General features: G+C 72.8%; 19 protein-coding genes, 1 tRNA gene and 2 pseudogenes. 7 read left to right on the plus strand and 15 right to left on the minus strand.

What is annotated here, in order from left to right:
• Positions 1–519: 519 nt before the first annotated feature.
• On the plus strand, positions 520–735 hold the full coding sequence (locus JJV70_RS16995; RefSeq protein WP_219048854.1) for a helix-turn-helix domain-containing protein: 216 nt from the start codon (positions 520–522) through the stop codon (positions 733–735).
• A gap of 62 nt (positions 736–797) precedes the next feature.
• The gene (locus JJV70_RS17000; protein WP_219048855.1) at positions 798–2,183 is read left to right on the plus strand and encodes a tyrosine-type recombinase/integrase; all 1,386 of its coding nucleotides are present in this window, start codon (positions 798–800) and stop codon (positions 2,181–2,183) included.
• Positions 2,184–2,230: 47 nt separating this feature from the next.
• Here JJV70_RS17000 and JJV70_RS17005 read toward each other — a convergent pair.
• The 3 genes from JJV70_RS17005 to JJV70_RS17015 form a co-directional block, all read right to left on the minus strand.
• Positions 2,231–2,304, minus strand: a tRNA-Thr gene (locus tag JJV70_RS17005).
• A gap of 58 nt (positions 2,305–2,362) precedes the next feature.
• Positions 2,363–3,937 carry an alpha/beta hydrolase gene (locus JJV70_RS17010; RefSeq protein ID WP_219048856.1) on the minus strand — a complete coding sequence of 525 codons (1,575 nt, stop codon included), beginning with the start codon at positions 3,935–3,937 and terminating at the stop codon, positions 2,363–2,365.
• Between the two features lie 98 nt (positions 3,938–4,035).
• On the minus strand, positions 4,036–5,274 hold the full coding sequence (locus tag JJV70_RS17015; protein WP_219048857.1) for a DNA polymerase III subunit delta': 1,239 nt from the start codon (positions 5,272–5,274) through the stop codon (positions 4,036–4,038).
• A 489-nt stretch (positions 5,275–5,763) separates the two neighbouring features.
• On the opposite strand from JJV70_RS17015, the gene JJV70_RS17020 reads away from it, so the two are divergent.
• Positions 5,764–6,699 (plus strand): hypothetical protein, encoded by a 936-nt coding sequence (locus JJV70_RS17020; protein ID WP_219048858.1) that lies wholly within the window; start codon positions 5,764–5,766, stop codon positions 6,697–6,699.
• Positions 6,700–6,881: 182 nt separating this feature from the next.
• On the opposite strand, the gene tmk is transcribed toward JJV70_RS17020, so the two are convergent.
• The gene (gene tmk / locus JJV70_RS17025; RefSeq protein WP_219048859.1) at positions 6,882–9,950 is read right to left on the minus strand and encodes a dTMP kinase; all 3,069 of its coding nucleotides are present in this window, start codon (positions 9,948–9,950) and stop codon (positions 6,882–6,884) included.
• Between the two features lie 157 nt (positions 9,951–10,107).
• Positions 10,108–12,924: a type I DNA topoisomerase gene (gene topA, locus JJV70_RS17030; protein WP_219048860.1), complete on the minus strand. Its 2,817-nt coding sequence runs from the start codon at positions 12,922–12,924 to the stop codon at positions 10,108–10,110.
• Positions 12,925–13,468: 544 nt separating this feature from the next.
• On the opposite strand from topA, the gene JJV70_RS17035 reads away from it, so the two are divergent.
• The 3 genes from JJV70_RS17035 (at position 13,469) to JJV70_RS17045 (ending at position 14,796) form a co-directional block, all read left to right on the plus strand.
• Positions 13,469–13,921 (plus strand): TM2 domain-containing protein, encoded by a 453-nt coding sequence (locus JJV70_RS17035; RefSeq protein ID WP_219048861.1) that lies wholly within the window; start codon positions 13,469–13,471, stop codon positions 13,919–13,921.
• Positions 13,922–13,923: 2 nt separating this feature from the next.
• Entirely contained in the window at positions 13,924–14,337 is a 414-nt protein-coding gene (locus tag JJV70_RS17040; RefSeq protein WP_308294863.1) for a DUF2752 domain-containing protein, read from the plus strand.
• A 210-nt stretch (positions 14,338–14,547) separates the two neighbouring features.
• Positions 14,548–14,796 carry a TM2 domain-containing protein gene (locus JJV70_RS17045; RefSeq protein ID WP_219048862.1) on the plus strand — a complete coding sequence of 83 codons (249 nt, stop codon included), beginning with the start codon at positions 14,548–14,550 and terminating at the stop codon, positions 14,794–14,796.
• Positions 14,797–14,935: 139 nt separating this feature from the next.
• Here the strand turns inward: JJV70_RS17045 and JJV70_RS17050 are convergent, their stop codons facing one another.
• From JJV70_RS17050 to JJV70_RS17075, 7 genes are all read right to left on the minus strand, one after another.
• The gene (locus JJV70_RS17050; RefSeq protein ID WP_219048863.1) at positions 14,936–15,142 is read right to left on the minus strand and encodes a hypothetical protein; all 207 of its coding nucleotides are present in this window, start codon (positions 15,140–15,142) and stop codon (positions 14,936–14,938) included.
• A gap of 105 nt (positions 15,143–15,247) precedes the next feature.
• Positions 15,248–16,789 (minus strand): class I SAM-dependent methyltransferase, encoded by a 1,542-nt coding sequence (locus JJV70_RS17055; protein ID WP_219048892.1) that lies wholly within the window; start codon positions 16,787–16,789, stop codon positions 15,248–15,250.
• Between the two features lie 205 nt (positions 16,790–16,994).
• Positions 16,995–17,585, minus strand: a complete 591-nt coding sequence (locus JJV70_RS17060) for a small secreted protein (RefSeq protein WP_308294864.1) — start codon at positions 17,583–17,585, stop codon at positions 16,995–16,997.
• Between the two features lie 193 nt (positions 17,586–17,778).
• Positions 17,779–20,178, minus strand: coding sequence for a sodium-translocating pyrophosphatase (locus JJV70_RS17065; protein ID WP_219048865.1), 2,400 nt, complete (start codon positions 20,176–20,178; stop codon positions 17,779–17,781).
• Positions 20,179–20,309: 131 nt separating this feature from the next.
• Positions 20,310–20,441 carry a hypothetical protein gene (locus JJV70_RS22880; protein ID WP_257574100.1) on the minus strand — a complete coding sequence of 44 codons (132 nt, stop codon included), beginning with the start codon at positions 20,439–20,441 and terminating at the stop codon, positions 20,310–20,312.
• A 355-nt stretch (positions 20,442–20,796) separates the two neighbouring features.
• The gene (locus tag JJV70_RS17070; RefSeq protein WP_219048866.1) at positions 20,797–21,273 is read right to left on the minus strand and encodes an ATP-binding protein; all 477 of its coding nucleotides are present in this window, start codon (positions 21,271–21,273) and stop codon (positions 20,797–20,799) included.
• Between the two features lie 108 nt (positions 21,274–21,381).
• Positions 21,382–21,723 (minus strand): STAS domain-containing protein, encoded by a 342-nt coding sequence (locus JJV70_RS17075; protein WP_191209393.1) that lies wholly within the window; start codon positions 21,721–21,723, stop codon positions 21,382–21,384.
• Positions 21,724–21,763: 40 nt separating this feature from the next.
• Here JJV70_RS17075 and JJV70_RS17080 point away from each other — a divergent pair.
• Positions 21,764–24,276 (plus strand): annotated as a pseudogene (locus tag JJV70_RS17080) (DEAD/DEAH box helicase).
• 63 nt (positions 24,277–24,339) lie between these two features.
• Here JJV70_RS17080 and JJV70_RS17085 read toward each other — a convergent pair.
• The 3 genes and pseudogenes from JJV70_RS17085 to JJV70_RS17095 all read right to left on the minus strand — a co-directional run.
• Positions 24,340–24,618 (minus strand): annotated as a pseudogene (locus tag JJV70_RS17085) (Rv3654c family TadE-like protein); the annotation flags it as partial.
• Positions 24,590–25,000: a TadE family type IV pilus minor pilin gene (locus JJV70_RS17090; RefSeq protein ID WP_308294865.1), complete on the minus strand. Its 411-nt coding sequence runs from the start codon at positions 24,998–25,000 to the stop codon at positions 24,590–24,592. The pseudogene JJV70_RS17085 and the gene JJV70_RS17090, both read right to left, overlap by 29 nt.
• Entirely contained in the window at positions 24,987–25,220 is a 234-nt protein-coding gene (locus JJV70_RS17095; RefSeq protein WP_219048867.1) for a DUF4244 domain-containing protein, read from the minus strand. Before JJV70_RS17095 ends, JJV70_RS17090 begins: the two co-directional genes overlap by 14 nt.
• Positions 25,221–25,273 lie beyond the last annotated feature (53 nt).

The following is a 25,273-nucleotide window of genomic DNA, read 5'->3' on the forward strand; positions in this document are numbered from 1 at the left end:
CACCCCCCACCCACCACCAAGACCCCATCCACTGACCAGCACCACCGCAACAAGCAAAAAGAGCACCACCACCCACCGCCCCGGGTGCTCCTCTTGCCGTTCGGCGGCAACGCCGCCCCGCGATAGACGCGCCGCGAAGCGGCTCCATCTCCCACACCGCAGCACCCACCCACACCAACCCAACCCCCTTCCTTGTCCGAAGAGAAGAGAACCTGCGTCACCCGCGTCACCCACACCCCGAAACCGCCCCCTGACCAGCCGTAACAACGGTGACGCAAGACACCCGGGCCGCGTCACCCCTGCGTCACCCGCGTCACCCCATGACGCACACCCGCGTCGCCGATGACGCACCCCCCAACCCCCTGCGTCACCGCAAACCCACAGCTCAACGAGCACGCGTGACGCAGATGACGCGGTGACGCACAAACCCCCACCTCGGACACACCGCGCCAGAAACCCACAGCAGGTCTGAAAGGACACCCCTTCCACGCACCAACTGATCACCGCCCTGGAGGACACATGAGCACCCTCGCCCGCGAACCGGACCTCGCCGCCCCCGGGCGCCTTCTCTACAAGCCGGAGGAGGCGGCAGAAATCCTCGCAATCGGCCGCTCGACCATTTACGAACTCATGGCCGATGGCGCCCTGAAGTACATCAAGGTGGGTCGCGTGCGTCGCGTCAGGCGGATTGACCTCGAAAGCTTCGTAGCGAACCTCGCCCCCATACCCCACTGACCAAATCCACTTTGAGACGCCCCGAGCCCCCCGCTCGGGGCGCTTCCGTATGGAGGAGTAAAATGAGCCCCCGCAAGCCGAACTTGGAATCTTCCATCTACTTGGGAAATGACGGCTGGTGGCACGGCCGCGTGACCATGGGCGTCAAGGACGACGGCAGCCCCGACCGCCGCCACCGCAGGGCACGGTCCGAGACAGCAATCAAGCGCAAGGTCCGCGAGCTGGAGAACTTGCGCAATAAAGGCCGCGCGCCCAACGCCGGGCGTAAGCCGACGGTAGAGACGTGGATGACCACCTACCTGACCGACATCGCGTCGCTGAAGCTTAAACCGCGCTCTTTGGACGACTATTGGTCCAAGACGAGGAACGACATTATCCCTGGGGTCGGCAAACACCGGTTGGACAAGCTTCAACCGGAGCACCTGGAGCGGATGTACCGCGCCATGCTCGACGAGGGGCACGCACCGTCGCATGTGCTTAAAGTGCACCGCATCCTCTCGCGAGCCCTGAAGATCGCACACCGCCGCCGCATGATTTCGGAGAACGTCGCCACGCTGGTAGACCCCCCGAGTGTGGACGAGACGGAGACCAACCCGTTCACCATGGAGGAGGCAAAGGCGTTTCTTGAAGCTGCGGCGAAGCGACCCACGTTTATGCGATGGATCGTCGGCGTCGGAATGGGGTTCAGGCAGGGTGAAACCCTCGGCTTCCGGTGGCCCTATGTGGATCTGGAGAACGAGCTCTTTCACCCTCGGTGGCAGCTCCAACGCCTCACCTGGCGCCATGGCTGCGCGGACCCCCACGCATGCGGGGCTCGACTCCACCGGTTCGACGTCTGCCAGCCTGGGTGTACCGCCCACAAGGGCTACAAGCGCGGCTGTCCACAGCCCTGTGCGAAGTCGTGTACGAAACACGCGAGCGCTTGCCCGCAGCGGAAGGGGGGTGGTCTCGTCTTCACCCGGCCGAAGACGAAGAAGAGCCAGAACCCAGTTCCGATCCCTCCGCCGTTCATTCCCTACCTGCGGCAACACAAGGAACAGCAGGATGCGACGCGGGCCGCCGCAGGGGAGCTCTGGCAGGAACACCAAGCCGTCTTCACGCGGCCCGATGGTCGGCCACTGGACCCGCGCGACGACTGGCAAGAGTTCAAGGAGTTGCTCGCGGAAGCGGGGATCGATGACCGTCGCCTGTACGACGGCAGCCGTCACACCGCAGGCACGATCCTCAACGAGCTGGGGGTGGACATGGTGACCATCATGGAGATTCTGCGGCACACCCAGATCAGCCAGACGCGGCGCTACGTGAAGGGTCGTTCGCAGCTCTCCAAGGACGCCATGAAGCGTGTGGGAGCCGCGTTCATGCCCGCGCCTACAACGGCAACTGAGACCAGAACTGAGACCACCAGCACGCGAGCGGACCGCTCGCGGCGCCGCCGCCGGGTGCACTGAACCACAAAGCCCCAGCTAGAAGACGTCTAGCTGGGGCTTCCACGCGGAGCCGCCTAAGGGAATCGAACCCTTGACCTACGCATTACGAGTGCGTCGCTCTGGCCGACTGAGCTAAGGCGGCTTGCTGGGGTGCAGCGCGGAACAGTTTACACAGGTTGGCGGGGTGGTCGGGACCGGGTTCAGCAGCGCTTGCCGTCGGGCGGGACGGTGCCGCTCAGGAGGTAGGCGTTCACGGCCGAGTCGACGCAGGTGATGCCGCGGGCGTAGGCGGTGTGGCCGTCGCCGTCGTAGGTCAGGAGGGTGGCGGAGTCGAGCTGGGCGGTCAGGCCCTCGGCCCACACGTACGGGGTGGCCGGGTCGCGGGTGGTGCCGACGACCAGGATCGGGTCGGCGCCCTGGGCCTCGACGCGGCCTGCCTGGCCGGTGGGGTCGGCGGGCCAGTCGGTGCAGATGAGGGTGGCGTAGGCGAAGTTGCGGCCGAAGACCGGGGAGGCTTCGCGGAAAGCGGGCACGGCGTCCTCGGCTTCGGCGGGGCCGGAGAAGGCGGGGGGCTGGTCGACGCAGTTGACAGCGGCGTTGGCGAACATCAGGTTGCCGTAGGAGCCGTCGGGCAGGCGCTCGTAGTAGTCGTCGGCCAGGGAGAGCAGGCCCGCGCCGTCACCGTCGAGGGCGTCGGTGAGGGCTTCGCGCAGACGGGGCCAGTACCGCTGGGTGTACATGGCGCTGATCACGCCGGTGGTGGCCAGGGACTCGGTGAGCTCGCGCTCCTCGCCGGTGGGCAGCGGCTCGGCGTCCACCTGGTCGAAGAAGGTGCTCAGGCGCTGGCCCGCGTCCTGCGGGGAATCCTTGCCGAGGGGGCAGTCGGAGCGCTGGGCGCAGTCCTCGGCGAACGCGGTGAAGGCGGTGTTGAAGCCGGCCGTCTGGTCGCGGTTGAGCAGTTCGGCGGGCAGCGACGGGTCCATCGCGCCGTCCAGGACGAGGCGTCCGGCGCGGGAGGGGAACAGGCCCGCGTAGGTCGCGCCGAGCAGGGTGCCGTAGGAGTAGCCGACGTAGGTCAGCTTCTCGTCGCCGAGGGCCGCGCGCGCGACGTCCATGTCGCGGGCGGCGTCAACCGTGGAGACGTGGCCGAGCAACTCGCCGGCGTCCTCCGCGCAGCCGCGGGCGAACGCGTCGTTGGCCTGCTGGAGGGTGGCGGTCTCGGCGGCGCTGTCGGGGGTGATGTCCACCTGGGTGTGCTCGTCCATCTCCGCGTCGGACAGGCACTCGATGGGCTCGCTCTCGCCGACGCCGCGCGGGTCCACGCCCACGATGTCGTACCGCTCGCGGATCTCGGCGGGGAAGCCGACGCCCGCGAAGGCGCGGACGAACTCGACGGCGGAGGCGCCGGGGCCGCCCGGGTTGGCCAGCAGCGATCCCTCAGCGTCACCCGATCCGGTGGCGCGGGAGCGGATGACGGCCAGTTCCAGGTCGTCGGCGGCCTGCGGCGCGGCGTAGTCGAGCGGAACGCGCAGGGTGGCGCACTGGAAGCCGGTGGGGCCGCAGTCCTCCCAGGCGAGCCGCTGGTCGTAGTAGGGGCGCAGCTCGTCGGGGATCTCGGCGGGCAGCGGTTCCAGGACACGGTCCACGCCGCGTTGGCCCGCGGCGGTGTTCGACCGGTCCGAGCCCGGTTCGTCGTCCTGCCCGGTGCAGGCTGTCAGCAGCAGGGCCGCCGTGAGGGCGGCGCCGAAGACGCGGTAGTGCCGCCGGTGTGCCATGTCCACCCTCGCCCGTATCGTCGGACCGATCCGTACCCGATCGGGCGGTTCGCTCCGGTCGGTACCCGGAGCGTATACCGCCGGGTGGGCGGACGGGTTCACCCCGCGCGGAGCGCCAGCGCCATCGACTCGACGGCCAGGAGCGGCGCGACGTTGCGGTCCAGGGCCTCGCGACAGGCCAGGATCGCCTCCATGCGCCGGAGGGTCTGCTCCGGGCGGGAGGCGGCGGCGACCTGGGCGACGCCCTCGGCCGCCGTGAGCCCGGCGTCCGGGCCGGGGTGCGGGCGGGCCGGGGCGGCGCCGAGCTGGTGGGCGAGGACGTCGCGGTAGAAGGCGGCGAGGTCGGTGAGGGCGAGGTCGATCGCATCGCGCTGGGTGCGGGTGGCGCGGCGCTTCTGCTTGTCCTCCAGCTCCTTCATGACACCGGCCGTGCCGCGCGGCAGCCGCTTGCCCTCGGCCGCGCCGAGCGCCGCGCGCAGGTCCTCCGTCTCGCGCGCGTCCAACTCCTCGGCGACCTGCTTGGCGTCCTCCTCGGCCGCCTCGATCAACTCCTGGGCCGCGCCCAGGCAGCCGCCGACGGTCTCCGCCCGCAGGGGCAGACGCAGCACCGCGGCGCGGCGGGCCCGGGCCCGCTCGTCCGTGGCCAGGCGGCGGGCGCGGCCGATGTGACCGCCGGTGGCGTGGGCGCAGGCGGCGGCGCGGGCGGGATCAATGCCGTCGCGGCGGACGAGGAGGTCGGCGACGGCATCGACCGGTGGCGTGCGCAGGCCCAGGTGGCGGCAGCGGGAGCGGATGGTGGGCAGGACGTCCTCGGTGGACGGTGCGCACAGCAGCCACACCGTGCGCGGCGCGGGCTCCTCCACGGCCTTCAGCAGCACGTTGCCCGCGCCTTCGGTGAGGCGGTCGGCGTCCTCCAGCACGATCGCCTGCCAGCGGCCGCCCGCCGGGGCGAGCTGGGCGCGGCGCACCAGCTCCCGCGTCTCCTTCACGCCGATCGTCAGCAGCTCGGTGCGGATGACGTCCACGTCGGCGTGGGTGCCGACGAGCGCGGTGTGGCAGCCCTCGCAGAAGCCGCAGCCCGGGGCGCCGCCCAGCGCGCGGTCCGGGCTGACGCATTGCAGGGCGGCGGCGAAGGCGCGGGCGGCCGTCGAGCGGCCGGAGCCGGGCGGGCCGGTGAACAGCCAGGCGTGCGTCATGGCGGAGCCCGCGAAGACGGCCGCCTCGGCCCCGGCGTCACCCCGGGCGTGGGCGCTGACGTAGGCGTCCGCGTCCCGGGCGGCGGCGGCGAGCTGCTCGGCCACCCTGGCCTGGCCCACCAGGTCGTCCCACACCGCCATGTGCTGCCCTTTCGTGTGTGCTGCGCCGGTCGCGTGGCGCACGCTCACCGGCTTCGCCGGGTGGGCTGCGCGGCCGCGCTGGGTGCGCTGTGTGCCTCTGTGCTGTGTGCTGTGTCTGTTCTGGGCTCTGTGAGGTGTCTGCTGTGTGCGGTTCCGCCGTGTCGTGCGGGACGGACCGGCTGCGGCGTGGTGCCGCGTCGCGGGTGCTGCGGCGGTTTGTCGGCTGTCGGCGTGGCCTCGTTCGCTGGCTGCCGGTGGTCCATTGTCCGGCATGCGTCGGACAGTCCCTGCCGAGGGAGCCGGGAGTGGCTGGGGCGGGCGTGTTGGGCCGAGTGGGGGAAGTTGGGGAGGACGCGCCGGGGTCGCGGGCACAGTACCGCGAAGTAGGACTAGTCCTATGGCATGTTCGCGGTGCAGCCGTCGGCCCGGCACGCTGCGTGACCATCGGCCGTCCGGTTCCTTCCCTGCCGGACTCCAGGAGGGACGCCCATGCACCGCACCGCCCGTCGGACCGTGCGCAGGGCGTCGGTCGCCGCCACCGCAGCGGTTGGGCTGCTCGTCGCCTGGGTCGCGGGGGCGGCCCAGGCGGCGGACGGCTCCGCCACCGCCACCGCGCTCTCTGCCGAGCTGACCTCCTCGGACGGACGCGTCCACGTGGGCGTGGGGCAGGCCCGCTTCCCCGGCTTCGCCTCCACCGCCACCACGGACAACGTGCTGATCAGTGGGGTGGGCTCCGCGCGGGGAGCGCGGGCGACGGCGGGTGGTGACCAGGCGGCCGGTACCGTGCGCGCGGCGGCCCGGGTGGACGCGCTCGACCTGCGCATCGGGGACGCGCGGCTGCGCACCGGCCCGGTGACGGCTTCCTGCACCGCGGCCCCGGTCGTCCCGGCGGCCGGGGGCTCCGGCGTGCGCGGGGGCACGTTCATGCCCGCTTCCGGGGGAGCGCCGGTCCCGCTGCCAGCCGACGCGGCGCCCGGTACCGTCGTCGAGCTGCCGGACGGGGTGGGACGCGTCGTGCTGGGCGAGCGCTCGCGGGCCGCCGACGGCACCCTGACCATCACCGCGCTACGGCTGGAGCTGGACAGGGGCACGGGCCGGTACGGCGGTCAGCTGACCGCTGCCACGGTGCGGTGTGCGGCGGGCGAGGCGGACCCGGCGCGGATCACGGTCGCCGCCCAGGACGCCGCCGGCCGACCGGTCGCGGACGTCGGCTTCGAGGCGGCGCGGGCGGCGGACGGGTTGCTGGTCACCGACTGCGTCACCGACCACACCGGGCGGTGCGACCTCTACGAGCTGGGGCCCGACCGGCACCGCGTCTGCGTCACCGCCGTTCCCGACGGCACGCGGCCCCCGGCGCGCCCGTGCCGCACCGTGCGGGTGGAGGCGGGCGAGCGGGCCACGCTGGAGCCGTTCACGCTCCGGTAGGCCCTGCGCCGCGTCCCCGGGAGGGCACCCGCCGCCCCGCACCGCGTGCTGGCACGCCCCTCGCCGCCCCGAGGCTCGCTCCGGCAGGAGTCGCGCCACTCCCCACGTCGGCGTCCCGGGCTGAGTGGCCGTGGTGCGAGTGATCACCGTGAGGTGAGACGGGCGCTGTGCCGGGTGCCGGGTCAGCGGCGTTTGCGGCGGTTCTCTTCGGTGTCCTCGTCGCTGTCCCTGTGGGGGCCCAGGAGTTTGTCGGCCAAGGTGGGCAGGTCGTCCATCGGGGTTTCCTCGGCCCAGGCGGGGCGGGGGCGGGGACGGGTCTCGGCGTCCACCTGCGGCAGCTGGCGGGTGGGGGCGTCCGGCACGGGGGGCTGCGGGATCTCGCGGGTGCTGTCGTCGGGGCCGATGGTGTCCTGCGGCTCGGCGTCCTGCTGGTCCTTCTCCCCTGGCACCCGGGGCAGCGCCCGCGTCTCGTCCTTCTCCCCTGGCACCCGGGGCAGCGCCCGCGTCTCGTCCGCGTCCGGGGGCGATGCGGGGCTGGCCTGCGGGATCTGCGCCGTCTTGTCGTCGGGGCCGGAGCTGGCGGCGGCGGACTTCCGGGCCTGCTCGGCGCGCAGCAAGGCCCGCTCGGCCTGGCGCTGCTTCTCGGCGCGGCGGGCGGCCTCCTCCGCGCGCTCCCGCTCCTGCTGCTCGTAGCGCTGACGCAGGAGTTCCTGTTCCTCGGCCCGGGCATGTTCCTCGGCCGCGCGCCGGGCCGCCTCCGCCTCCTGGCGGCGGCGCTCCTCCTCCCGCTGGCTCTCCAGTTCCTCCGCGCGGCGGCGGGTCTCCTCCGCGAGCCGGGCCTCCGCCGCGCGGCGGGCGGCCTCGGCCTCCTGGCGGCGGCGCTCCTGCTCGCGGGCCTCCTCCTCGGCGCGCTGGCGGGCGAGTTCCTCCTCGCGTTCGCGCTCCAGCCGGGCCAGCTCCGCCTGGCGCTCGCGCTCCAGCCGCTCGGCCTCGGCCTTGCGGCGCTCCTCCTCGGCCCGGCGCGCGGCCTCCTCGGCCTCGCGCCGCTTGCGCTCCTCCTCCGCCTTGCGGCGGGCCTCCTCGCGCTCCTTGATCTCCTGCTCGGACAGCGGGAGCACCTGGTCCAGCCGGTGCCGCACCACGCTGGTGACGGACTCCGGCTCCTGACCGGCGTCCACCACCAGGTAGCGGGCCGGGTCGGCGGCGGCGAGCGCCAGGAATCCGGCGCGGACCCGCTGGTGGAAGTCGGCGGACTCCGACTCCAGCCGGTCCGGCGCCTCGGTGAACCGCTCGCGCGCCGTCTCCGGGGAGATGTCGAGCAGCACGGTCAGGTGCGGGACGAGACCGCCCGTCGCCCAGCGGGAGATGCGGGCGACCTCGGTCGGCGCGAGGTCGCGGCCCGCGCCCTGGTAGGCCACGGAGGAGTCGATGTAGCGGTCGGTGATGACGACGGCGCCGCGCTCCAGCGCGGGACGGACGACGTTCTCCACGTGCTCGGCCCGGTCGGCGGCGTACAGCAGTGCCTCCGCGCGGTGCGAAAGCCCGGCAGAGGAGACGTCGAGCACGATCGAGCGCAGCCGCTTGCCCAGCGGCGTGGCGCCCGGCTCTCGGGTGACGACGACCTCGTGGCCCTTGCCGCGTATCCACTCCGCGAGCGCCTCGGCCTGGGTGGACTTCCCCGCGCCGTCGCCGCCCTCCAGGGCGATGAAGAACCCAGTGGCGGACGGGGCCTGCGCCGGGTCACCGCCGCGGAAGGCGTCGAGCAGGTCGCGGCGCAGCGGCACGCCACGGCGGTCGTCGGCCTTGGTGAGCACCAGCGCGGCGACGGGCAGCAGCAGCGCGCCCAGCAGCATCAGGACGAACGCGGCGCCACCGTGCGCGAAGACGAACGTGCCGCTTTCCACCCGCTGGTCGCCGATCAGCGCGGCCAGCACCGGCGCGAGGACGGCGGCCAGCGCGACGCTGAGGCGGACGACGGCGCCCAGGTGCTCGGTCATCCGGGGACGGCGCGCGTCCTCCGTCTCCTGGTCCAGCAGCGTGTGCGCGGTGCGGGCGGCGACACCGGCGCTGACACCGGCGAGCAGGGCTGCGGCCAGCGCGGTCGCGGTGTCCGCGATCAGGCCGGTGAGCAGCAGGAACACGCCGGTCGTAGTCAGCGCGAGGGCCAGGAGACGGCGCGGGGTCAGGCCCGGCAGGCCGCGTGCCGCCAGCCGGGTGCCCGCCGCGGTGCCACCGAGCAGGCCGAGGACGAGCAGGGCGTACGTCACCGGGCCGCCGCCGAGGTCGAAGGCGTGCAGCACCGCGAGCGCCACGGACGCCGCGACCGTACCCGCGACGGCCGCGGCCGACACCACCAGCAGCGGCACCGTGCCGGTGCGTCCGGTGTCCGGGCCTTCGGCGGTGCGGGGACGACGCAGGCCCTCCAGCGGCGAGCGCGGACGCGGCGTCTGACCGCCGGGAAGGTGCAGGAAGACCAGGAGCGAGACCGACGCCGCGAACAGGCCGGCGGCGACGTAGGAGGCGAGCGCGGCCTGGTGCTCGCCGAACCAGGTGATGCCCGTGCCGAGCAGGTTGCTCAGCAGCGAGACGACCAGCAGCACGGCCGCGGCGGCCGGAAAGGCGAGGAAGCTGCCGCGCACCCACAGGCGGCGCAGCGCCTCGTGCTGGTCCGGCAGCGGACGCACGGCCGCGCCCTCCGGCGGCGGGGCAGGCAGCAGCGCGGGCGCGGCGCTGTCCTTGGCCACGGCCCACAGGCGTTCCGCGACGCCGGTCAGGAACACCGTGATCAGCAAAAACGCGTACGCGCTGGCTGGTGTCCAGGTGATCCACAGCGGCGCCACGATGAGCAGCGCGGCGCGCACCCCGTCGGCGCCGATCATCGTCCAGCGGCGGTCCAGCGCGCTGCCCGGCGCGAGCAGGGACGACACCGGGCCGAGCAGCACCGCGCCAAAGAGCAGGGTGGCGAGCAGACGGGTGGCGAACACGGCGGCGACGGCGAGGGCGACGCCGCTGTAGCCGACGCCGAACACGGGGTCGCCCCCGGCGCTGGCGACGCCGACGACCGTCTGCATCGCCAGCAGCGTCAGCACCAGCAGGGCCAGGGCATCACCGATGCCGCTGACGTAGTGGGCGCTCCACAGGCGGCGCAGCGGGGCGTAGCGGACCAAGGCCCGCACGGCGCGCTCGCGGGAGTCCGCGGCCAGGGCTTCGGAAGCCGGGTTGGCGGCCGTTGGCTGCTCTGCTCGCGTCATACGGGCAGCGTATCGAGTGCGGCCGACAGGATGGTGCTGGACCCGAACGTATGGCCTACGCACCGGGCTGGCCGACCAGAGATGTCCCGCCCCCGGCCCCGCCCCACACCCGCGTCCCATGCCGGGGCACCGGACGCGGGGTGGCGTGGGCGGTGGGTTACTCCGTGGAGGCGGTGGTCTTCTTCGCGGTGGTCTTCTTCCCGGTCGCCTTTTTGGCCGCCGTCTTCTTGGCGGTCGTCTTCTTGGCCGCCGTCTTCTTCGCCGCCGTCTTCTTAGCGGCCGTCTTCTTCGCGGCCGTCTTCTTCGCCGGGCCCTTCGCGCGCTTCTCCGCGAGGAGTTCGTAGGCGCGCTCCGGGGTGATCGTCTCGACGTCGTCGTCGCGGCGGAGGGTGGCGTTCGTCTCGCCGTCGGTGACGTAGGGGCCGAAGCGGCCGTCCTTGACGACGACGGGGCGGTCGTTGGACGGGTCGGTGCCCAGCTCCTTCAGCGGCGGCTTGGCGGCGGCGCGGCCGCGCTGCTTGGGCTGGGCGTAGAGGGCGAGGGCCTGTTCGAGGGTGACGGTGAACAGCTGGTCCTCGGTTTCGAGGGAGCGGGAGTCCGTGCCCTTCTTCAGGTACGGCCCGTAGCGGCCGTTCTGCGCGGTGATCTCGGTACCGGACTCGGGGTCCACGCCGACCACGCGCGGCAGGGACAGCAGGCGCAGGGCGTCGTCCAGGGTGACGGTGTCCAGGGACATCGTCTTGAACAGGGACGCCGTGCGGGGCTTGACGGCGTTCTTGCCGGTCTTCGGCGTGCCCTCGGGCAGCACCTCGGTGACGTAGGGGCCGTAGCGGCCGGACTTGGCGACGATCGGGTGGCCGCTCACCGGGTCGGTGCCCAGTTCACGCTCGCCGCTGGGCTTGGCGAACAGCTCCTCGGCCAGCTCGACGGTCAGCTCGTCGGGCGGCAGGTCGTCGGGGACGTCGGCGCGCTGGCCGGTTTCACCCTCCGGGCCGGGCTTCTCGACGTACGGGCCGAAGCGGCCGACGCGCAGCACGATGCCCTCGCCGACCGGGAAGGACGACACACCCTTGGCGTCGATGGCGCCGAGGTCGGAGACCAGCTCCTTCAGGCCGCCCAGGTGGTCGCCGTCGCCGTTGCCCGCGTCGGCGGCCGCGGCGCCTTCGACGCCGCCCTCGCCGAAGTAGAACCGGCGCAGCCACGGCACGGACTCGGCGTCGCCGCGCGCGATGCGGTCGAGGTCGTCCTCCATCTGCGCGGTGAAGTCGTAGTCCACGAGCCGGCCGAAGTGCTTCTCCAGCAGGCCCACGACGGCGAAGGAGAGGAAGGACGGGACGAGGGCCGTGCCCTTCTTGAACACGTACCGCCGGTCGAGGATGGTGCTGATGATCGACGCGTACGTCGAGGGGCGGCCGATCTCGCGCTCCTCCAGCTCCTTGACCAGCGTGGCCTCGGTGTAGCGGGCGGGCGGCTTGGTGGCGTGGCCGTCGGGGGTGAGCTCGTCGGCGGTGAGCGCGTCGCCCTCGCTGACCTGGGGCAGGCGGCGCTCGCGGTCGTCCAGTTCGGCGTTCGGGTCGTCGGCGCCCTCGACGTAGGCCTTGAGGAAGCCGTGGAAGGTGATGATCTTGCCGGTCGCGGAGAACTCGGCGTCGCGGCCGTCGGCGGAACGCCCGGCGACCTTGACGGTGACGGACTGCCCGACGGCGTCCTTCATCTGCGAGGCGACGGTGCGCTTCCAGATCAGCTCGTAGAGCTTGAACTGCTCGCCGGTCAGACCGGTCTCGGCCGGGGTGCGGAAACGATCACCCGAAGGGCGGATCGCCTCGTGCGCCTCCTGCGCGTTCTTCACCTTTCCGGCGTACGAGCGGGGCTTGTCCGGCAGGTAGTCAGCGCCGTACAGCTGCGTGACCTGGGCGCGGGCGGCATTGATCGCGGTGTCGGACAGGGTGGTGCTGTCCGTGCGCATATAGGTGATGAAGCCGTTCTCGTACAGGCGCTGGGCGACCTGCATCGTCGACTTGGCGCCCATGCCGAGCTTGCGCGACGCCTCCTGCTGGAGCGTCGTCGTGCGGAAGGGGGCGTACGGGGAGCGGCGGTAAGGCTTGGACTCGACGGAGCGCACGGCGAACCGCGTGTCCGCCAGCGCCTCAGCCAGCGCGCGGGCACCTGCCTCGTCCAGGTGCAGCACCTGGTCGGCGCGCTTGAGCTGCCCGTCGGCGCCGAAGTCGCGGCCCTGGGCGACGCGGCGGCCGTCCACGGCGGACAGCCGCGCGGTGAGCTGGTCCGGGTCGGACGCGTCGCCCTGTCGGCCGGTGCCGAAAACGCCGGTCAGGTCCCAGTACTCGGCGGTGCGGAACGCCATACGCTCGCGCTCGCGCTCCACGACCAGGCGGGTGGCCACCGACTGCACCCGGCCCGCCGACAGCCGCGGCATGACCTTCTTCCACAGCACCGGGGAGACCTCGTAGCCGTACAGGCGGTCCAGGATGCGGCGGGTCTCCTGGGCATCGACGAGCTTCTGGTCCAGGTCGCGGGTGTTGTTGACGGCGTCGCGGATGGCGTCCTTGGTGATCTCGTTGAAGACCATCCGGCGCACCGGCACCTTGGGCTTGAGCACTTCCCTCAGGTGCCAGGCGATGGCCTCGCCCTCGCGGTCCTCATCGGTGGCGAGGTAGAGCTCGTCGGACTCCGCGAGCAGCTGCTTGAGCTTCTTGACCTGGTCCTTCTTGTCGCTGTTGACCACGTACAGCGGCTCGAAGTCGTGGTCCACGTTCACGCCGAGCCGGGCCCAGGACTCGCCCTTGTACTTGGCGGGCACCTCAGCGGCGCCGTTCGGCAGGTCGCGGATGTGCCCGACGCTCGCCTCGACCACGTAGCCAGGGCCGAGGTAGCCCTTGATCGTCTTCGCCTTCGCGGGCGACTCGACGATGACGAGGCGGCGCCCGCCGGTTGCGGTATCGCTGGTCGGGGACAACTTCTGCTCTTCTCTCCGGTCGGTGGTCAGCGGTGCCCGAGGTCGGTCGTGTGCGGTGGTGCACGCCCGGTACGCGAGGCACCGGCATCCCGGCCCGCCCCGTGCCCGACGCGCGTACCGTCTGCGCACCGCGCCGGTGGGGCCGGAGTGTGACCGTACCTCCCGCTCTTCTGTCAAACGGGAAAAGTCAGCAACGCCACTCGAACGGTAACCCGACTTATCGCCTTGCCGCCCTCCGGCAAGGCGGCAGCCGGCCAGCCCGGCCACAGCGCTCCTGCTCCACCACCGAGGGTACCGAGGCGGCCCGGCAGCCGGCCGGGCGTGCGGCCGGTACCGTGCGACCGCTACCGGCCGCACGCCTGGGGACGGACGCCTCGACCCCGACGCGAGGGCCGCCAGGGGCACGAACGCCGACGGCCAGCCCCGCCCCACGCGCCCGGGTGCTGCCCCACGCCGCACCCGACGGCCGCCATGGCCGTCGTCTCCGCCACCTGGCACTATGACCGGCAGCCGAACGCATCACACACGACAACGGGGGGCTCGCATGGCAGACCCGAATCAGAATCCCTACAGCAAGGAGCCGGGGGACAACCCCTACGGGCAAGCGCAGCCGCCGGGTGGGCCGGGGCCTTCCGGTCCGCCGGGGTACCCGCAGCAGCCAGGCCCGGGCCACGCATCCGGACCCGGCTACCCGCAGGCACCGCCTCCGCCCGCTTACGCCGTTCCCCCGGGGCAGTACACCGGGGACCCGAACGCGCCGTACGGCTACGACCCCTACGGCCGTCCGTACTCGGAGAAGTCCAAGGTCGTCGCCGGTGTGCTCCAGATCCTCATCGGCACCCTGGGCATCGGACGCTTCTACACCGGCCACATCGGCATCGGGATCGCGCAGCTCTTCACCTGCGGAGGCATGGGCATCTGGGCCCTGATCGACGGAATCCTCTTCCTCACGCAGAACGACGCGACCGACGCCCAGGGCCGCCCCCTGCGCGGCTGAAGGTGACGACGCTGAGGACCGCCCCGCGCCCGCCCCGGCTGCACCCGGCTGTGCCGCCCCTGGCCGCCCTCGCCGCCGCCGGGGCGGGCGCGGCGTACCTCTACGGCACCGATCCGCACCAGCCGGGCCAGCTGCTGCCGCGGTGTCCGGTCAACTGGCTCACCGGGCTCGACTGCCCGTCCTGCGGCGGCACCCGCATGGCGTACGACCTGCTGCACGGTGACGTGGCCGCCGCCTTCGCCGACAACGCGCTGCTGCTCACGCTCGGCCTGCCAGCCGCCGCGTACCTGGGCGGACGCTGGCTCCTGGCCGGGCTGCGCGGGCGGCGCTACCGGCCCGCGCTGAGCCCCCGTGCCGTCCTCGCCGTCGTCGGCGTCGCCGCTGGGTGGATGGTGGCGCGGAACCTGCTGGGCTGAGCCGCTGCGCGGCCTGCCGTGACCGCCATGGCCCGGCTCGCTCCTTGACATGATCACGGTTGCATCACGGATGGGCGGCGACCACAACCCCCGCGCGGTGTCCGGAGTCGTGACATGCGCCGCCTCCCCTCTGTCAGTCCCCGGGGAGCGCGGTGGACGCCTCTCAAGGGCGCTTCCCGCTCAACTGTGCATTGCTATGAGGAGCACGTCATGACCCACCCCGGCGCTGTCGCCCCCAACGGCCAGCCCTACTCCGACAAGTCCAAGGTCACCGCTGGCATCCTGCAGATCCTGCTCGGTGGCCTCGGCGTCGGCCGTTTCTACACCGGCCACACCGGCATGGCCATCGCCCAGCTGCTCACCTGCGGAGGCGCGGGCATCTGGGCCCTGATCGACGGAATCCTGTTCCTCACCAGCAACGACCGCACCGACGCCCAGGGCCGCATACTCCAGGGCTGATCCAGGTTGACGGCCGGTGCCCCGGCTCGCCCCTCGCGGGTCCCGGGGTACCGGCCGTTCGCGTGCCAGGGGTCTGCCCGCGCGCACACCACGCACCGCAAGCCGGGCGGCACCGGCCCGGGGGCGGGGCGACCACGGGTCAGAGGCCGGACAGGAGCCAGAGGCCGGCGGCGGACAGGGTCAGGCCCCAGCCGGCGGCGACGGCGGCGGCCCTGGTGCGGGTGACCGTCGTCGTGCCCACGGCGACCGGGCGGCCCTGCCGCACGCGCCGGGTCGTCCACAGCAACAGAGCCGCGCCGAACAGCGCGCAGACGCCTCCGGCGAAAGCCGCGGGTGCACTCTCCATGCGGCGAGCGTGACAGGCGTGGGCGGCGACGGCTCGAACACCGGGTGAACAGCGGGCGGAAGATCCCTCCAGCGGACGGCTGCAAGCGGACGCCCGCGACCGGCTTCAGCGGTCGGTCGGCTCCGGGAGCAGGAAGCCCTGTTCCACCAGGAGGCGGATGGCCTGGGGCGTGCGGTCGCGCAGCACGGTCTGGTCCTCGCCCACCAGCTGGGCGATGGCGTCCAGGATGCGTCCGGCCGGGAGCGTCCCGTCGCACACGCCCGCGAAGCCCGCGCCCACCGTGTCCACCTGGGACGCGCGCCGCATGCCACGGCTCTGGCGGAGCACGACGTGCTCGGGGTCCTCCGCGCCGGGCGGCCCGATCTGCTCCTGGAGCACCCCGTCCGCGAGCCGGAAGCGGGTGCCGAGCAGGGCGGCGTCGTCGTACGCGCGCAGGAAGTCCTGCCGCTCGAAGTGCGCGCGGACGGTGTCGCCCAGCGGCTGCTCGACGGGGTGCGTCCACTCCTCGATCGTCACGGCCGGGTCGGCGGCGCCGGACTTGCGCAGCGCGATCCAGCCGAAGCCGACGCCCTGCGTACCGGTGCGCTCGAACTCGTCCAGCCAGGCGTCATAGCGGGCCGCGTAGCTCCGGGCGCCGTCCGGCTGCGCGCGGTGGTCACCGGCGTCCCGCAGCCACAACTCGGCGTACTGGGTGACGTCCTGCACCTCGCGCTGCACCACCCAGGCGTCGCAGCCGGGCGGCAGCCAGGAGCGCAGCCGCTCACGCCAGTCCTGCCCGGCGACGTGCTGCCAGTTGGCCAGCAGCTGGCAGTAGCCGCCGTCGGCGAGGTGGTCGGCCGCGTTCCGCACGAGGGTGCGGCAGACGTCGTCGCCGCTCAGGCCCGCGTCGCGGTAGACCAGGCGGGAAGCCTCGTCGGCGCGGGGGGTGATGACGAACGGCGGGTTGGAGACGATGAGGTCGAACGGTTCGTCGTGGGCGACCGGAGCGTAGAGCGACCCCTCGCGCACGTCCGGCGGCGCGGCCCCCGACAGGGCCAGGGTCAGCACGGTGCAGCGCAGGGCCCGCGGGTTGACGTCGGTGGCGGTGACGGACGAGGCGTGCTGGGTGGCGTGCAGCGCCTGGATGCCGGAACCGGCGCCGAGATCCAGGGCGCGCCGCACCGGTGTGCGCACGGTGATCCCGGCCAGCGTGGTGGACGCGCCGCCGACGCCGAGCACGACGTCCGCCGCGCGGTCGCCTACGCCGCTGGTGCCGCCGACCGCGCAGCCCAGGTCGGAGACGATCCACCAGTCCTGGCCCTCGGGACCGCCGTAGGGGCGGACGTCCACGGCGGCGCGGACGTCGTCTGCGTCCCCCGGGAGGGCTGCCGGGACGAGCCAGCCGGACGCGAGGGCCGCGTCGTACGCCTGCGACAGGGCGGCGTGGGCCTGGGCGCGCGGCACCGGGCGTTGCAGCAGGAACAGCCGCACCAGGGTCTCCAGCGGGCTGCCCCCGCGGGTGACGCGCAGGGCGGGCACCGTCTCACTGCGGGCCAGGGCCGTGTAAGCGGGGGCGCCGAGCAGTTCCAGCAGGCCGTCGGCGGTGAAGTCGGCGGCGAGGAACGCCTCGCGCAGGCGTGATGTCGTGGCGGTACACCCGGAGGGCAGGAGCTGCGGGTGCGGGGTGTGCGGCTGCTGGGTCTCCTGATGCGTACTCACGGCTCCATTGTGGGCACGCCGGGGGCCGGGGGGCGCGCGGGCGGGTGCGCACCGGGTGGTGGTGACGGCGGGCTGGCGGGTGACGGCGGACTGGCGGGTGGCGGCGGACTGGCGGGTGGCGGCGGGCTGGCGGTGCGGGCCGGGTGGGCGCCGGTCAGTCCGCGTCGCCGCTCGCGCCGTCGTCGCCTCCGCCGGTCCCGGCGGGCTTTGACTGGCAGCCTTCCTGCTCCGCCATCGCCTGCCCCAGCTCACCGGCCTGCAGCTCGCTCAGCGCCTCCTGGCTGCTGTCGCCGAGCTGGTGAAGCTCCTCGACGATGCCGTTGAGGCCGTCGGCGAAGGCATTCTGGTCCTTGGTGTCCAGTCCGTCCATACGCTTCTTGAGCCCGGTGTAGGTGGTGGAGATGTCGTTCAGCTCCTCCGCCGCGTTCTCGCGCAGTTCGGCGCCGTTCTCGACGGGCGGGTCCCCGGCGCCGTCAACGGCGCCTGCCAGGCCGCCATACGCCTCGGAGAGGTCTTGGAACGCCTGCGAGTCGACCTTCTGGACCTCCGCCGGCGGCGTGTCCGCGTCGCCTACCTCGGCGATGGCGTTGTTGGCGTTCTGGATCTTCTCCACCTGCGGCGCGACCTCGTCGCAGACGTTCTGCGCCCACGACTGGATCTGTTCCCCGGTGTCGTCGCCGCAACCGGTCGCCGTCACCGCCATGATCGCGCTGCCGCACAGCGCCAAGGCAAGCTTCTTGTTCACCGGTTGACCCATCCCTTCGTGGCTTTCGGCCCGGAAGATACACGCCGTGGCGCCCGGGACGGCGACCCGGGCGCACGGTTAGCCCGTTTCGGGCATTAAAGCAGGCGTTTGCCGCATATTGCGCGGGCGACGGAAAGTGGGTGGCGTGCCCGGGGCACGCCACCCACTCGTGGTGACCGGTTCGCGCGACGCGTCAGGGCGCCGTCACGGGGTCAGGGGACGGCGCGGCGGACTGACGCTCGGCCTTGCCCTCGCCCTCCTCGCCCATCGCCACACCACGCCGCTTGGACACGTAGACCGAGGCGACGATGACCGCCATGGCCACCACCGCCACCAGTGCCCGCAGACCCGCGCTGGCGTCCTCGCCGTAGGAGAGGGTGACGATGGCGGGCGCGATCAGCAGCGCCACCAGGTTCATCACCTTCAGCAGCGGGTTGATCGCCGGACCCGCGGTGTCCTTGAACGGGTCGCCCACGGTGTCGCCGATGACCGTCGCGGCGTGCGCCTCGCTGCCCTTGCCGCCGTGGTGGCCGTCCTCGACCAGCTTCTTGGCGTTGTCCCAGGCGCCGCCGGAGTTGGCGAGGAAGACGGCCATGAGGATGCCGGTGCCGATCGCGCCCGCCAGGAACGCCGCGAGCGCGCCCACCCCGAGGGTGAAGCCGACCGCGATCGGCGCCATCACCGCCAGCAGACCGGGGGTGGCCAGCTCGCGCAGCGCGTCCTTGGTGCAGATGTCCACCACGCGGCCGTACTGCGGCTGCTCGGTGTAGTCCATGATCCCGGGACGCTCGCGGAACTGGCGGCGCACCTCGTAGACCACGGCGCCGGCTGAGCGGGAGACGGCGTTGATGGCGAGCCCGGAGAACAGGAACACCACGGCCGCGCCGAGCACTAGGCCGACGAGGTTGTTGGGCTGGGCGATGTCCAGGCTCAGGCCCAGCTCGTCCGCCCGCGCGCCCACCTCGGTGGCAGCGGTGGTGAACGCCTCCCGGTAGGAGCCGAACAGGGCGGCCGCCGCCAGCACGGCGGTGGCGATCGCGATGCCCTTGGTGATGGCCTTGGTGGTGTTGCCGACGGCGTCCAGATCGGTGAGCACCTGGGCGCCCGCGCCCTCCACATCGCCGGACATCTCGGCGATGCCCTGCGCGTTGTCGGAGACGGGGCCGAAGGTGTCCATCGCGACGATGACACCGACGGTCGTCAGCAGACCGGTGCCCGCCAGCGCCACCGCGAACAACGCCAGCATGATCGACGTTCCGCCGAGGAGGAAGGCGCCGTAGACGCTGAGGCCGATCAGCAGCGCGGTGTAGACGGCCGACTCCAGGCCGAGCGAGATGCCGGACAGCACGACGGTGGCCGGACCGGTCAGCGAGGTGCGGCCGACGTCCCGCACGGGCTTGCGGGTGGTCTCGGTGAAGTAGCCGGTGAGCTGCTGGATCAGCGCGGCGAGCACGATGCCGATGGCCACGGCGATGAGCGCGATCAGCCGCGGGTCGCCGTCGTGGGCGGCGATCCCCGCGTCGGTGACGTTGTCCAGCTCGGCGAAGGTGGCGGGAAGGTAGGCGTAGGCCGCGGCGGCGACCAGGGCGAGGGAGATGACCGCCGAGAGGAAGAAGCCGCGGTTGATCGCCGTCATGCCGCTGCGGTCGGTGCGCCGGGGCGCGACGACGAAGACGCCGATCATCGCGGTGACGACGCCGATGGCCGGGACGATCAGCGGGAACGCGAGCCCCGCGTCCCCGAAGGCGACCGTGCCCAGGATGAGGCTGGCGACGAGGACCACCGCGTACGACTCGAACAGGTCGGCCGCCATCCCGGCGCAGTCACCCACGTTGTCGCCGACGTTGTCCGCGATGGTGGCGGCGTTGCGCGGGTCGTCCTCGGGGATGCCCTGCTCGACCTTGCCGACGAGGTCGGCACCCACGTCGGCGGCCTTCGTGAAGATGCCGCCGCCCACCCGCATGAACATCGCGATCAGCGCGGCCCCCAGGCCGAAACCTTCCAGCACCTTCGGCGCGTCGGCGGTGTAGACGAGCACGACGCAGGCCGCGCCGAGCAGGCCGAGGCCGACGGTGAACATGCCGACGACGCCGCCCGTGCGAAAAGCGATCTTCATCGCGGTGTGCGAAACGGCGGTGAGGTCCTTTTCCGGTTCCCCGGCCGCCGGGCTCGCTTCGCGCGCGGCCGCGGCGACCCGCACGTTGCTGCGCACGGCGAGCCACATGCCGATATACCCGGTCGCCGCTGAGAAAGCCGCACCGACCAGGAAGAACAGCGAGCGGCCCAGGCGCTCGTTCATGTCGTCCGCGGGCAGCAGCATGAGCAGGAAGAACACGACGACGGCGAAAATGCCGAGCGTGCGCAGCTGGCGCGCGAGGTAGGCGTTCGCGCCTTCCTGTACCGCCGCGGCGATCTTCTTCATGCTGTCGGTGCCCTCACCGGCCGCGAGGACCTGACGCAGCAGCACCACCGCGACGGCCAGGGCTGCCACCGCGATCGCGGCGATCACCAGCACCAGGGAGCGGTTGCCGGACGTGAGTACGGCGTCGGCCAGGTGGTGGTGGTTCTGAAGTGGGGAGAGTTGCCCCGCCATTCGTCCTCCTTGACGTGTGGCGCGTGGGCGCGCTGGTGGCGTTGTGCGAGAAAGATGTGTGGCGGATTCTAGGGATCACCGTCGCACCAAAACAGGGCGCGGTAACGGGAATTAACCTGCACCAGCGAAGATCAAAAGGTGGCGCAGCTTGAGAATTCGCTCACAAGGAGGAAGGGGGCGAAGGAGATGACGCCGGTAAAGTGATCCCAATAAATGATCTTCAGTTCATGGTTTATCGCCAGTTCAACGGCTGCGATCAGCACGTGAGGGGGCAGGTTCGCGCGGCTGCGGACGCCGCGAGGAAGCAGAGGGCGCGGAGCACCGGGCCGCGCCGCACGGCGACAGCGCCGGAGGCGCGTTCGGACGGGGGAGGAAGAACCGGCAGCCGTGCGGGCCCTGACGGCGCGGAAGGACGCCGGGCGTCAGCGGAAGGACAGCGGGCGTCAGGGGCCCGACGTGCGCGGGGGCTTCGTCGCGGAGGCGCGCACATGCGGTGATGCGCGGGCGAGTGGACAGGGAGCGACGAGCGGGGTGCGGCACGCGGCTCCGGGCGCCCGCGCCGGACTCCGGCGAGGCTACGGCGGGACGGCGCCGGGCTGTGACAAGACGGCGCCGGGGCTACGGCAGGACGGCCGCGGTGGCCGTGGGCCAGGACATGCGGATGAGCCCGCCGTGCTCGTTCGCGGTGACCTCCACGTCGTCCACCAGGCCGCTGATGACGGCCAGGCCCATGTCCACGTCCGGTTCAGCCGACCCCGGGGCGGCCGCGCCTGGGGCGGCCGCTTCCTGGCCGCGTGCGCCGGGAACGGACCCGGGCACGGAAGGGGCTGTGGCGGCCTTCGGCGCGGTGGCGTCGTCCCCGACCTCGATGGAGAACGACTTCTCGTCCTCGATCAGCGCGACTCGCACCGGTGACTGAAGACCACTGCTCTGGTGCAGGCCCACCGCACGACTGCACGCCTCACCGACGGCCAGGCGCACCTCGTCGAGCACCGCCTCGTCCACCCCGGCGCGGCGGGCGACCGCGGCTGCGACGAGACGCGCCGTCCGTACGTGCTCTGGAAGCGCGCTGAAACGCAGTTCGACGGTGGCCATGCCATCCCCCTGCCAGGTCGTACGGGTACTCGTACCGGGGCGGCGAACGCGGTGCCCGGCCCCGGACGGGGCCCCGGGCAGGACCGCCCGGGGCCGGATGAAGTCACGTCAGTCGGTGGCCGCGACGGCCTCGTCGACCGAGTTGTGAATGGGAAACACCTTGGTCAGACCGGTGATCCGGAAGATCTTCAGGATGCGCTCCTGGTTGCACACCAGGCGCAGCGAGCCCTCGTGGGCCCGCACCCGCTTGAGCCCACCGACCAGCACACCGAGACCGGTGGAGTCGAGGAACTCGACGCGCTCCATGTCCACCACAAGGTGGAAGTTTCCATCATTCACCAGCTCCACGAGCTGCTCGCGCAGCTTGGGAGCGGTGTACACATCAATCTCGCCGCCAACGTCGACGATCGTGCGATCACCGACAGTCCGGGTCGACAAGGACAGGTCCACGGATCTCCTCCAGCAGCTTGCTAGCGAGCGGTCGCCCCCCATGGAATCGGCAGCCGCAAGGGCATTCAATCACTTCAGTCCCAGCGTGCACGACGCCTTGCCGCCATTGTCCGTCGCGCCAGTGACACACTCGGGCCGATGGCCAGCAACTCCGACCCGCGCTCCGAGGGATCACCCGGCAGGCGGCGCCCACCCTCCACGGCGTCGGCCGCCGCCTCAACTCCGCCCCGGACAGTGCTTCAGCAGCTCACCGCCGGGGCGCGACGCTCCGCACGCATCACCCATACGGAGCACTTGCCCCCTCGTGCCGGACGTCATGCGCGCTGGCCTGCGGAGATTCGGCCGGAAGTGGTCGCCGCGGTGGAGGCGGCCGGTATCGGGCGGCCGTGGGAACACCAGGCGCGGACCGCCGAGCGGGCGCTGCGGGGTGAGTCGGTCGTGGTGGCCACCGGGACGGCGTCGGGCAAGTCACTCGCCTACGCGGTGCCGGTGCTGAGCGCCCTGCTGGACGGCGCCGGACAACCTGGCGGACGCGGGGCCACCGCGCTGTACCTGTCGCCGACGAAGGCCCTGGCCGCCGACCAGCGGCGGGCGCTGGCCGAGCTGGCCGCCCCGCTGGGCACCGCGGTGCGGCCCGCCGTCTACGACGGAGACACGCCGCCGCAGGAGCGGGAGTGGGTGCGGCAGTACGCCACCTACGTGCTCACCAATCCGGACATGCTGCACCGGGGCATCCTGCCCGGGCACCCCCGCTGGGCCTCCTTCCTGCGGGCGCTGCGCTACGTCGTGGTGGACGAATGCCACACCTATCGCGGTGTGTTCGGCTCCCACGTCGCGCATGTGCTGCGCCGACTGCGCCGGGTGGCCGCGCGGTACGGGGCCGAGCCGGCGTTCCTGCTCGCCTCGGCGACGGCCGCCGAGCCGGGGCGGGCCGCGTCCCGGCTGACCGGGCTTCCGGTCAGCGAGATCACCGACGACGCCTCTCCGCGCGGGGAGCTGGTGTTCGCGCTGTGGGAGCCGCCGCTGACGGAGCTGCGCGGTGAACGCGGCGCCCCGGTGCGGCGCACGGCCACCGCCGAGACGGCCGAACTGCTCACCGACCTCACCGCCGGGGGCGTGCGCACCGTCGCGTTCGTGCGCTCCCGGCGCGCGGCGGAGCTGATCGCCGTGCTGGCGCGGGAGCGGCTCGCGGAAGTGGACCGCGCGCTGCCCGGCCGGGTAGCGGCCTACCGGGGCGGCTACCTGCCCGAGGAGCGGCGCGCGCTGGAGCGGGCGCTGCACTCGGGTGAGCTGCTGGGCCTGGCGGCGACCACCGCGCTGGAGCTGGGCATGGACGTCTCCGGGCTGGACGCCGTGCTGCTGGCGGGCTACCCCGGGACCCGTGCCTCCCTGTGGCAGCAGGCCGGGCGCGCCGGGCGCCGGGGGCAGGGCGCGCTCGCGGTCCTGGTGGCGCGCGACGACCCGCTGGACACCTACCTCGTCCACCATCCCGAGGCGGTCTTCCGCCAGCCCGTCGAGTCCACCGTGCTCGACCCGGACAACCCGTATGTGCTCGCGCCGCACCTGTGCGCCGCCGCGGCCGAGCTGCCCCTGACCGAGGCGGACCTCGCGCTGTTCTCCCCGGCCGCCGCCGGGCTCATACCGCAGCTGGAGCAGCGCAGGCTGCTGCGCCACCGGGGTGCCGCCTGGTACTGGACCAGCCGCCGCCGGGCCGCCGACCTCACCGACATCCGGGGGCAGGGCGGACGCCCCGTGCAGGTCGTGGAAGAAGGCACCGGACGGCTGCTGGGCACGGTGGACGCCGCCGCCGCGCACAACACCGTGCACGAAGGCGCCGTCCACCTGCACCAGGGCCGCTCCTACGTGGTGCGGCAGCTGGAGCTGGACGAAGAGGCGGGCGGGCCCGTCGCGCTGGTGGAGGAGGCCAGCCCGCCGTGGAGCACCATGGCCCGCGACACCACCGCGATCACGGTGCTGGAGACGGATACCGAGGTGCCGTGGGGGGCCGGGCGGCTGGCGTTCGGCTCGGTGGAGGTCACCAACCAGGTGGTTTCCTATCTGCGCCGGAGGCTGATCACCGGTGAGGTGCTGGGCGAGAGCAGGCTGGACCTGCCGCCGCGCACCCTGCGCACCCGCGCCGTGTGGTGGACGGTCACCGAGGACCAGCTGGCGGCCGCGCGTATCACCCCGGAGATCCTCGGCGGGGCGCTGCACGCCGCCGAGCACGCGTCGATCGGCATGCTGCCACTGTTCGCCACCTGCGACCGGTGGGACATCGGCGGCGTCTCGGTGCCCCTGCACGCCGACACCCTGCTGCCCACCGTGTTCGTCTACGACGGCCACCCCGGCGGTGCCGGGTTCGCCGAGCGCGCCTTCCACACCGCGCGGGAGTGGCTGACCGCCACCCGGGAGGCGATCGCCTCGTGCGAGTGCGAGAGCGGCTGCCCCTCGTGCATTCAGTCCCCCAAGTGCGGCAACGGCAACGATCCGCTGCACAAGCGCGGCGCGGTCCGCCTGCTGACGGAGCTGCTGCGGGACACCGGCGGGGAGTGAGGCGGGCCCGGCGCGGGCCCGGACCCGCACGTCGTACGGCCCCCAGCTCGCCCGTGCGGTGAGGTCGGCGACCAGCAGCCGCACCGCGCACCGCACGATGTCGGCCCCCTGCGCCCGGGCCACCGCTTCGGCCGCCGCGCAGGCCCGGCGCTGGCCGTGCCGGGCGTGGTCGGCGGCGGCCAGTGCGGCCAGGTCGGCGGCGGCCGCGGCCCGGTGGCGGGCGGCGACGACCTGGCCCAGGGCGAGCACGCCACCGAACAGGGTGCACAGCAGCGCGGCACACGCCACCGCCCACACCGTCGCCGAGCCCCGGTCAGCGCCCCGGAACGCCGTCTTCCACATGGGCCACCGCCTCTCCCCGCACGCCGACGGACAGGGGTCCTGGGCCAGTGGAGCGGGCCGTCACCCGCACCCGCACCCGCTCACCCTCGCGTTCCACCCTCACCTTGGCGCCCTCCGGCGCCACCGAGCGGGCGGCGGCCACCGCGACGCCCGGGGGTTCGGCGCGGGCCGCCGCACGGGCGGCGGCCCGCGCGGCGTCCATGCACTGGATCTGCGCCCCGGCGGCGAGGAGGCCCCAGATCAGGACGCTGACCAGGAGGGCCAGGGTGGGCACCACAGCCGCCATCTCGGCCGTGGCTTGGCCCCTGTCGTGTTCCCGGTCGTCCGCCGAGCGCCGCCCGGTGCGGCGACGCTCGGCGGCTCGCCGCTCAGAAGCTCGCACTGAGCGCCCTTTCCACCAGTTGCCGCATGGCCGAGCTGACCGGTTCACTTGTCACTACCTGGTACAAGACCGCCGCGAAGCCACACGCCGCGATGGTCCCGACCGCGTATTCCGCCGTTGACATCCCCTCGTCGCGCCGGAGGCCGCGCAGCACACCCCTGGCGAGGGGCGTCCGCGCCAGCGGCAGCGTGCGCGTCAGGTGCCAAATCTTCGTCACCATGGTGGGTCTCCCGTTCTTTCGAGTTCTCAGTGATGTGATGTGGTGTGGTGTGG

Origin of the sequence: Streptomyces sp. JJ66 (assembly GCF_019303495.1) — a bacterium.
Classification (GTDB): Bacteria; Actinomycetota; Actinomycetes; order Streptomycetales; family Streptomycetaceae; genus Streptomyces.

What these genes read in the sequence shown, in the direction of transcription:
- JJV70_RS16995 (WP_219048854.1), top strand. Translation starts at nt 520, where the DNA reads ATGAGCACCCTCGCCCGCGAACCGGACCTCGCCGCCCCCGGGCGCCTT.
- JJV70_RS17000 (WP_219048855.1), top strand. Translation starts at nt 798, where the DNA reads ATGAGCCCCCGCAAGCCGAACTTGGAATCTTCCATCTACTTGGGAAAT.
- JJV70_RS17010 (WP_219048856.1), bottom strand. Translation starts at nt 3,937, where the DNA reads ATGGCACACCGGCGGCACTACCGCGTCTTCGGCGCCGCCCTCACGGCG.
- JJV70_RS17015 (WP_219048857.1), bottom strand. Translation starts at nt 5,274, where the DNA reads ATGGCGGTGTGGGACGACCTGGTGGGCCAGGCCAGGGTGGCCGAGCAG.
- JJV70_RS17020 (WP_219048858.1), top strand. Translation starts at nt 5,764, where the DNA reads ATGCACCGCACCGCCCGTCGGACCGTGCGCAGGGCGTCGGTCGCCGCC.
- tmk (WP_219048859.1), bottom strand. Translation starts at nt 9,950, where the DNA reads ATGACGCGAGCAGAGCAGCCAACGGCCGCCAACCCGGCTTCCGAAGCC.
- JJV70_RS17035 (WP_219048861.1), top strand. Translation starts at nt 13,469, where the DNA reads ATGGCAGACCCGAATCAGAATCCCTACAGCAAGGAGCCGGGGGACAAC.
- JJV70_RS17045 (WP_219048862.1), top strand. Translation starts at nt 14,548, where the DNA reads ATGACCCACCCCGGCGCTGTCGCCCCCAACGGCCAGCCCTACTCCGAC.
- JJV70_RS17050 (WP_219048863.1), bottom strand. Translation starts at nt 15,142, where the DNA reads ATGGAGAGTGCACCCGCGGCTTTCGCCGGAGGCGTCTGCGCGCTGTTC.
- JJV70_RS17065 (WP_219048865.1), bottom strand. Translation starts at nt 20,178, where the DNA reads ATGGCGGGGCAACTCTCCCCACTTCAGAACCACCACCACCTGGCCGAC.
- JJV70_RS17070 (WP_219048866.1), bottom strand. Translation starts at nt 21,273, where the DNA reads ATGGCCACCGTCGAACTGCGTTTCAGCGCGCTTCCAGAGCACGTACGG.
- JJV70_RS17095 (WP_219048867.1), bottom strand. Translation starts at nt 25,220, where the DNA reads ATGGTGACGAAGATTTGGCACCTGACGCGCACGCTGCCGCTGGCGCGG.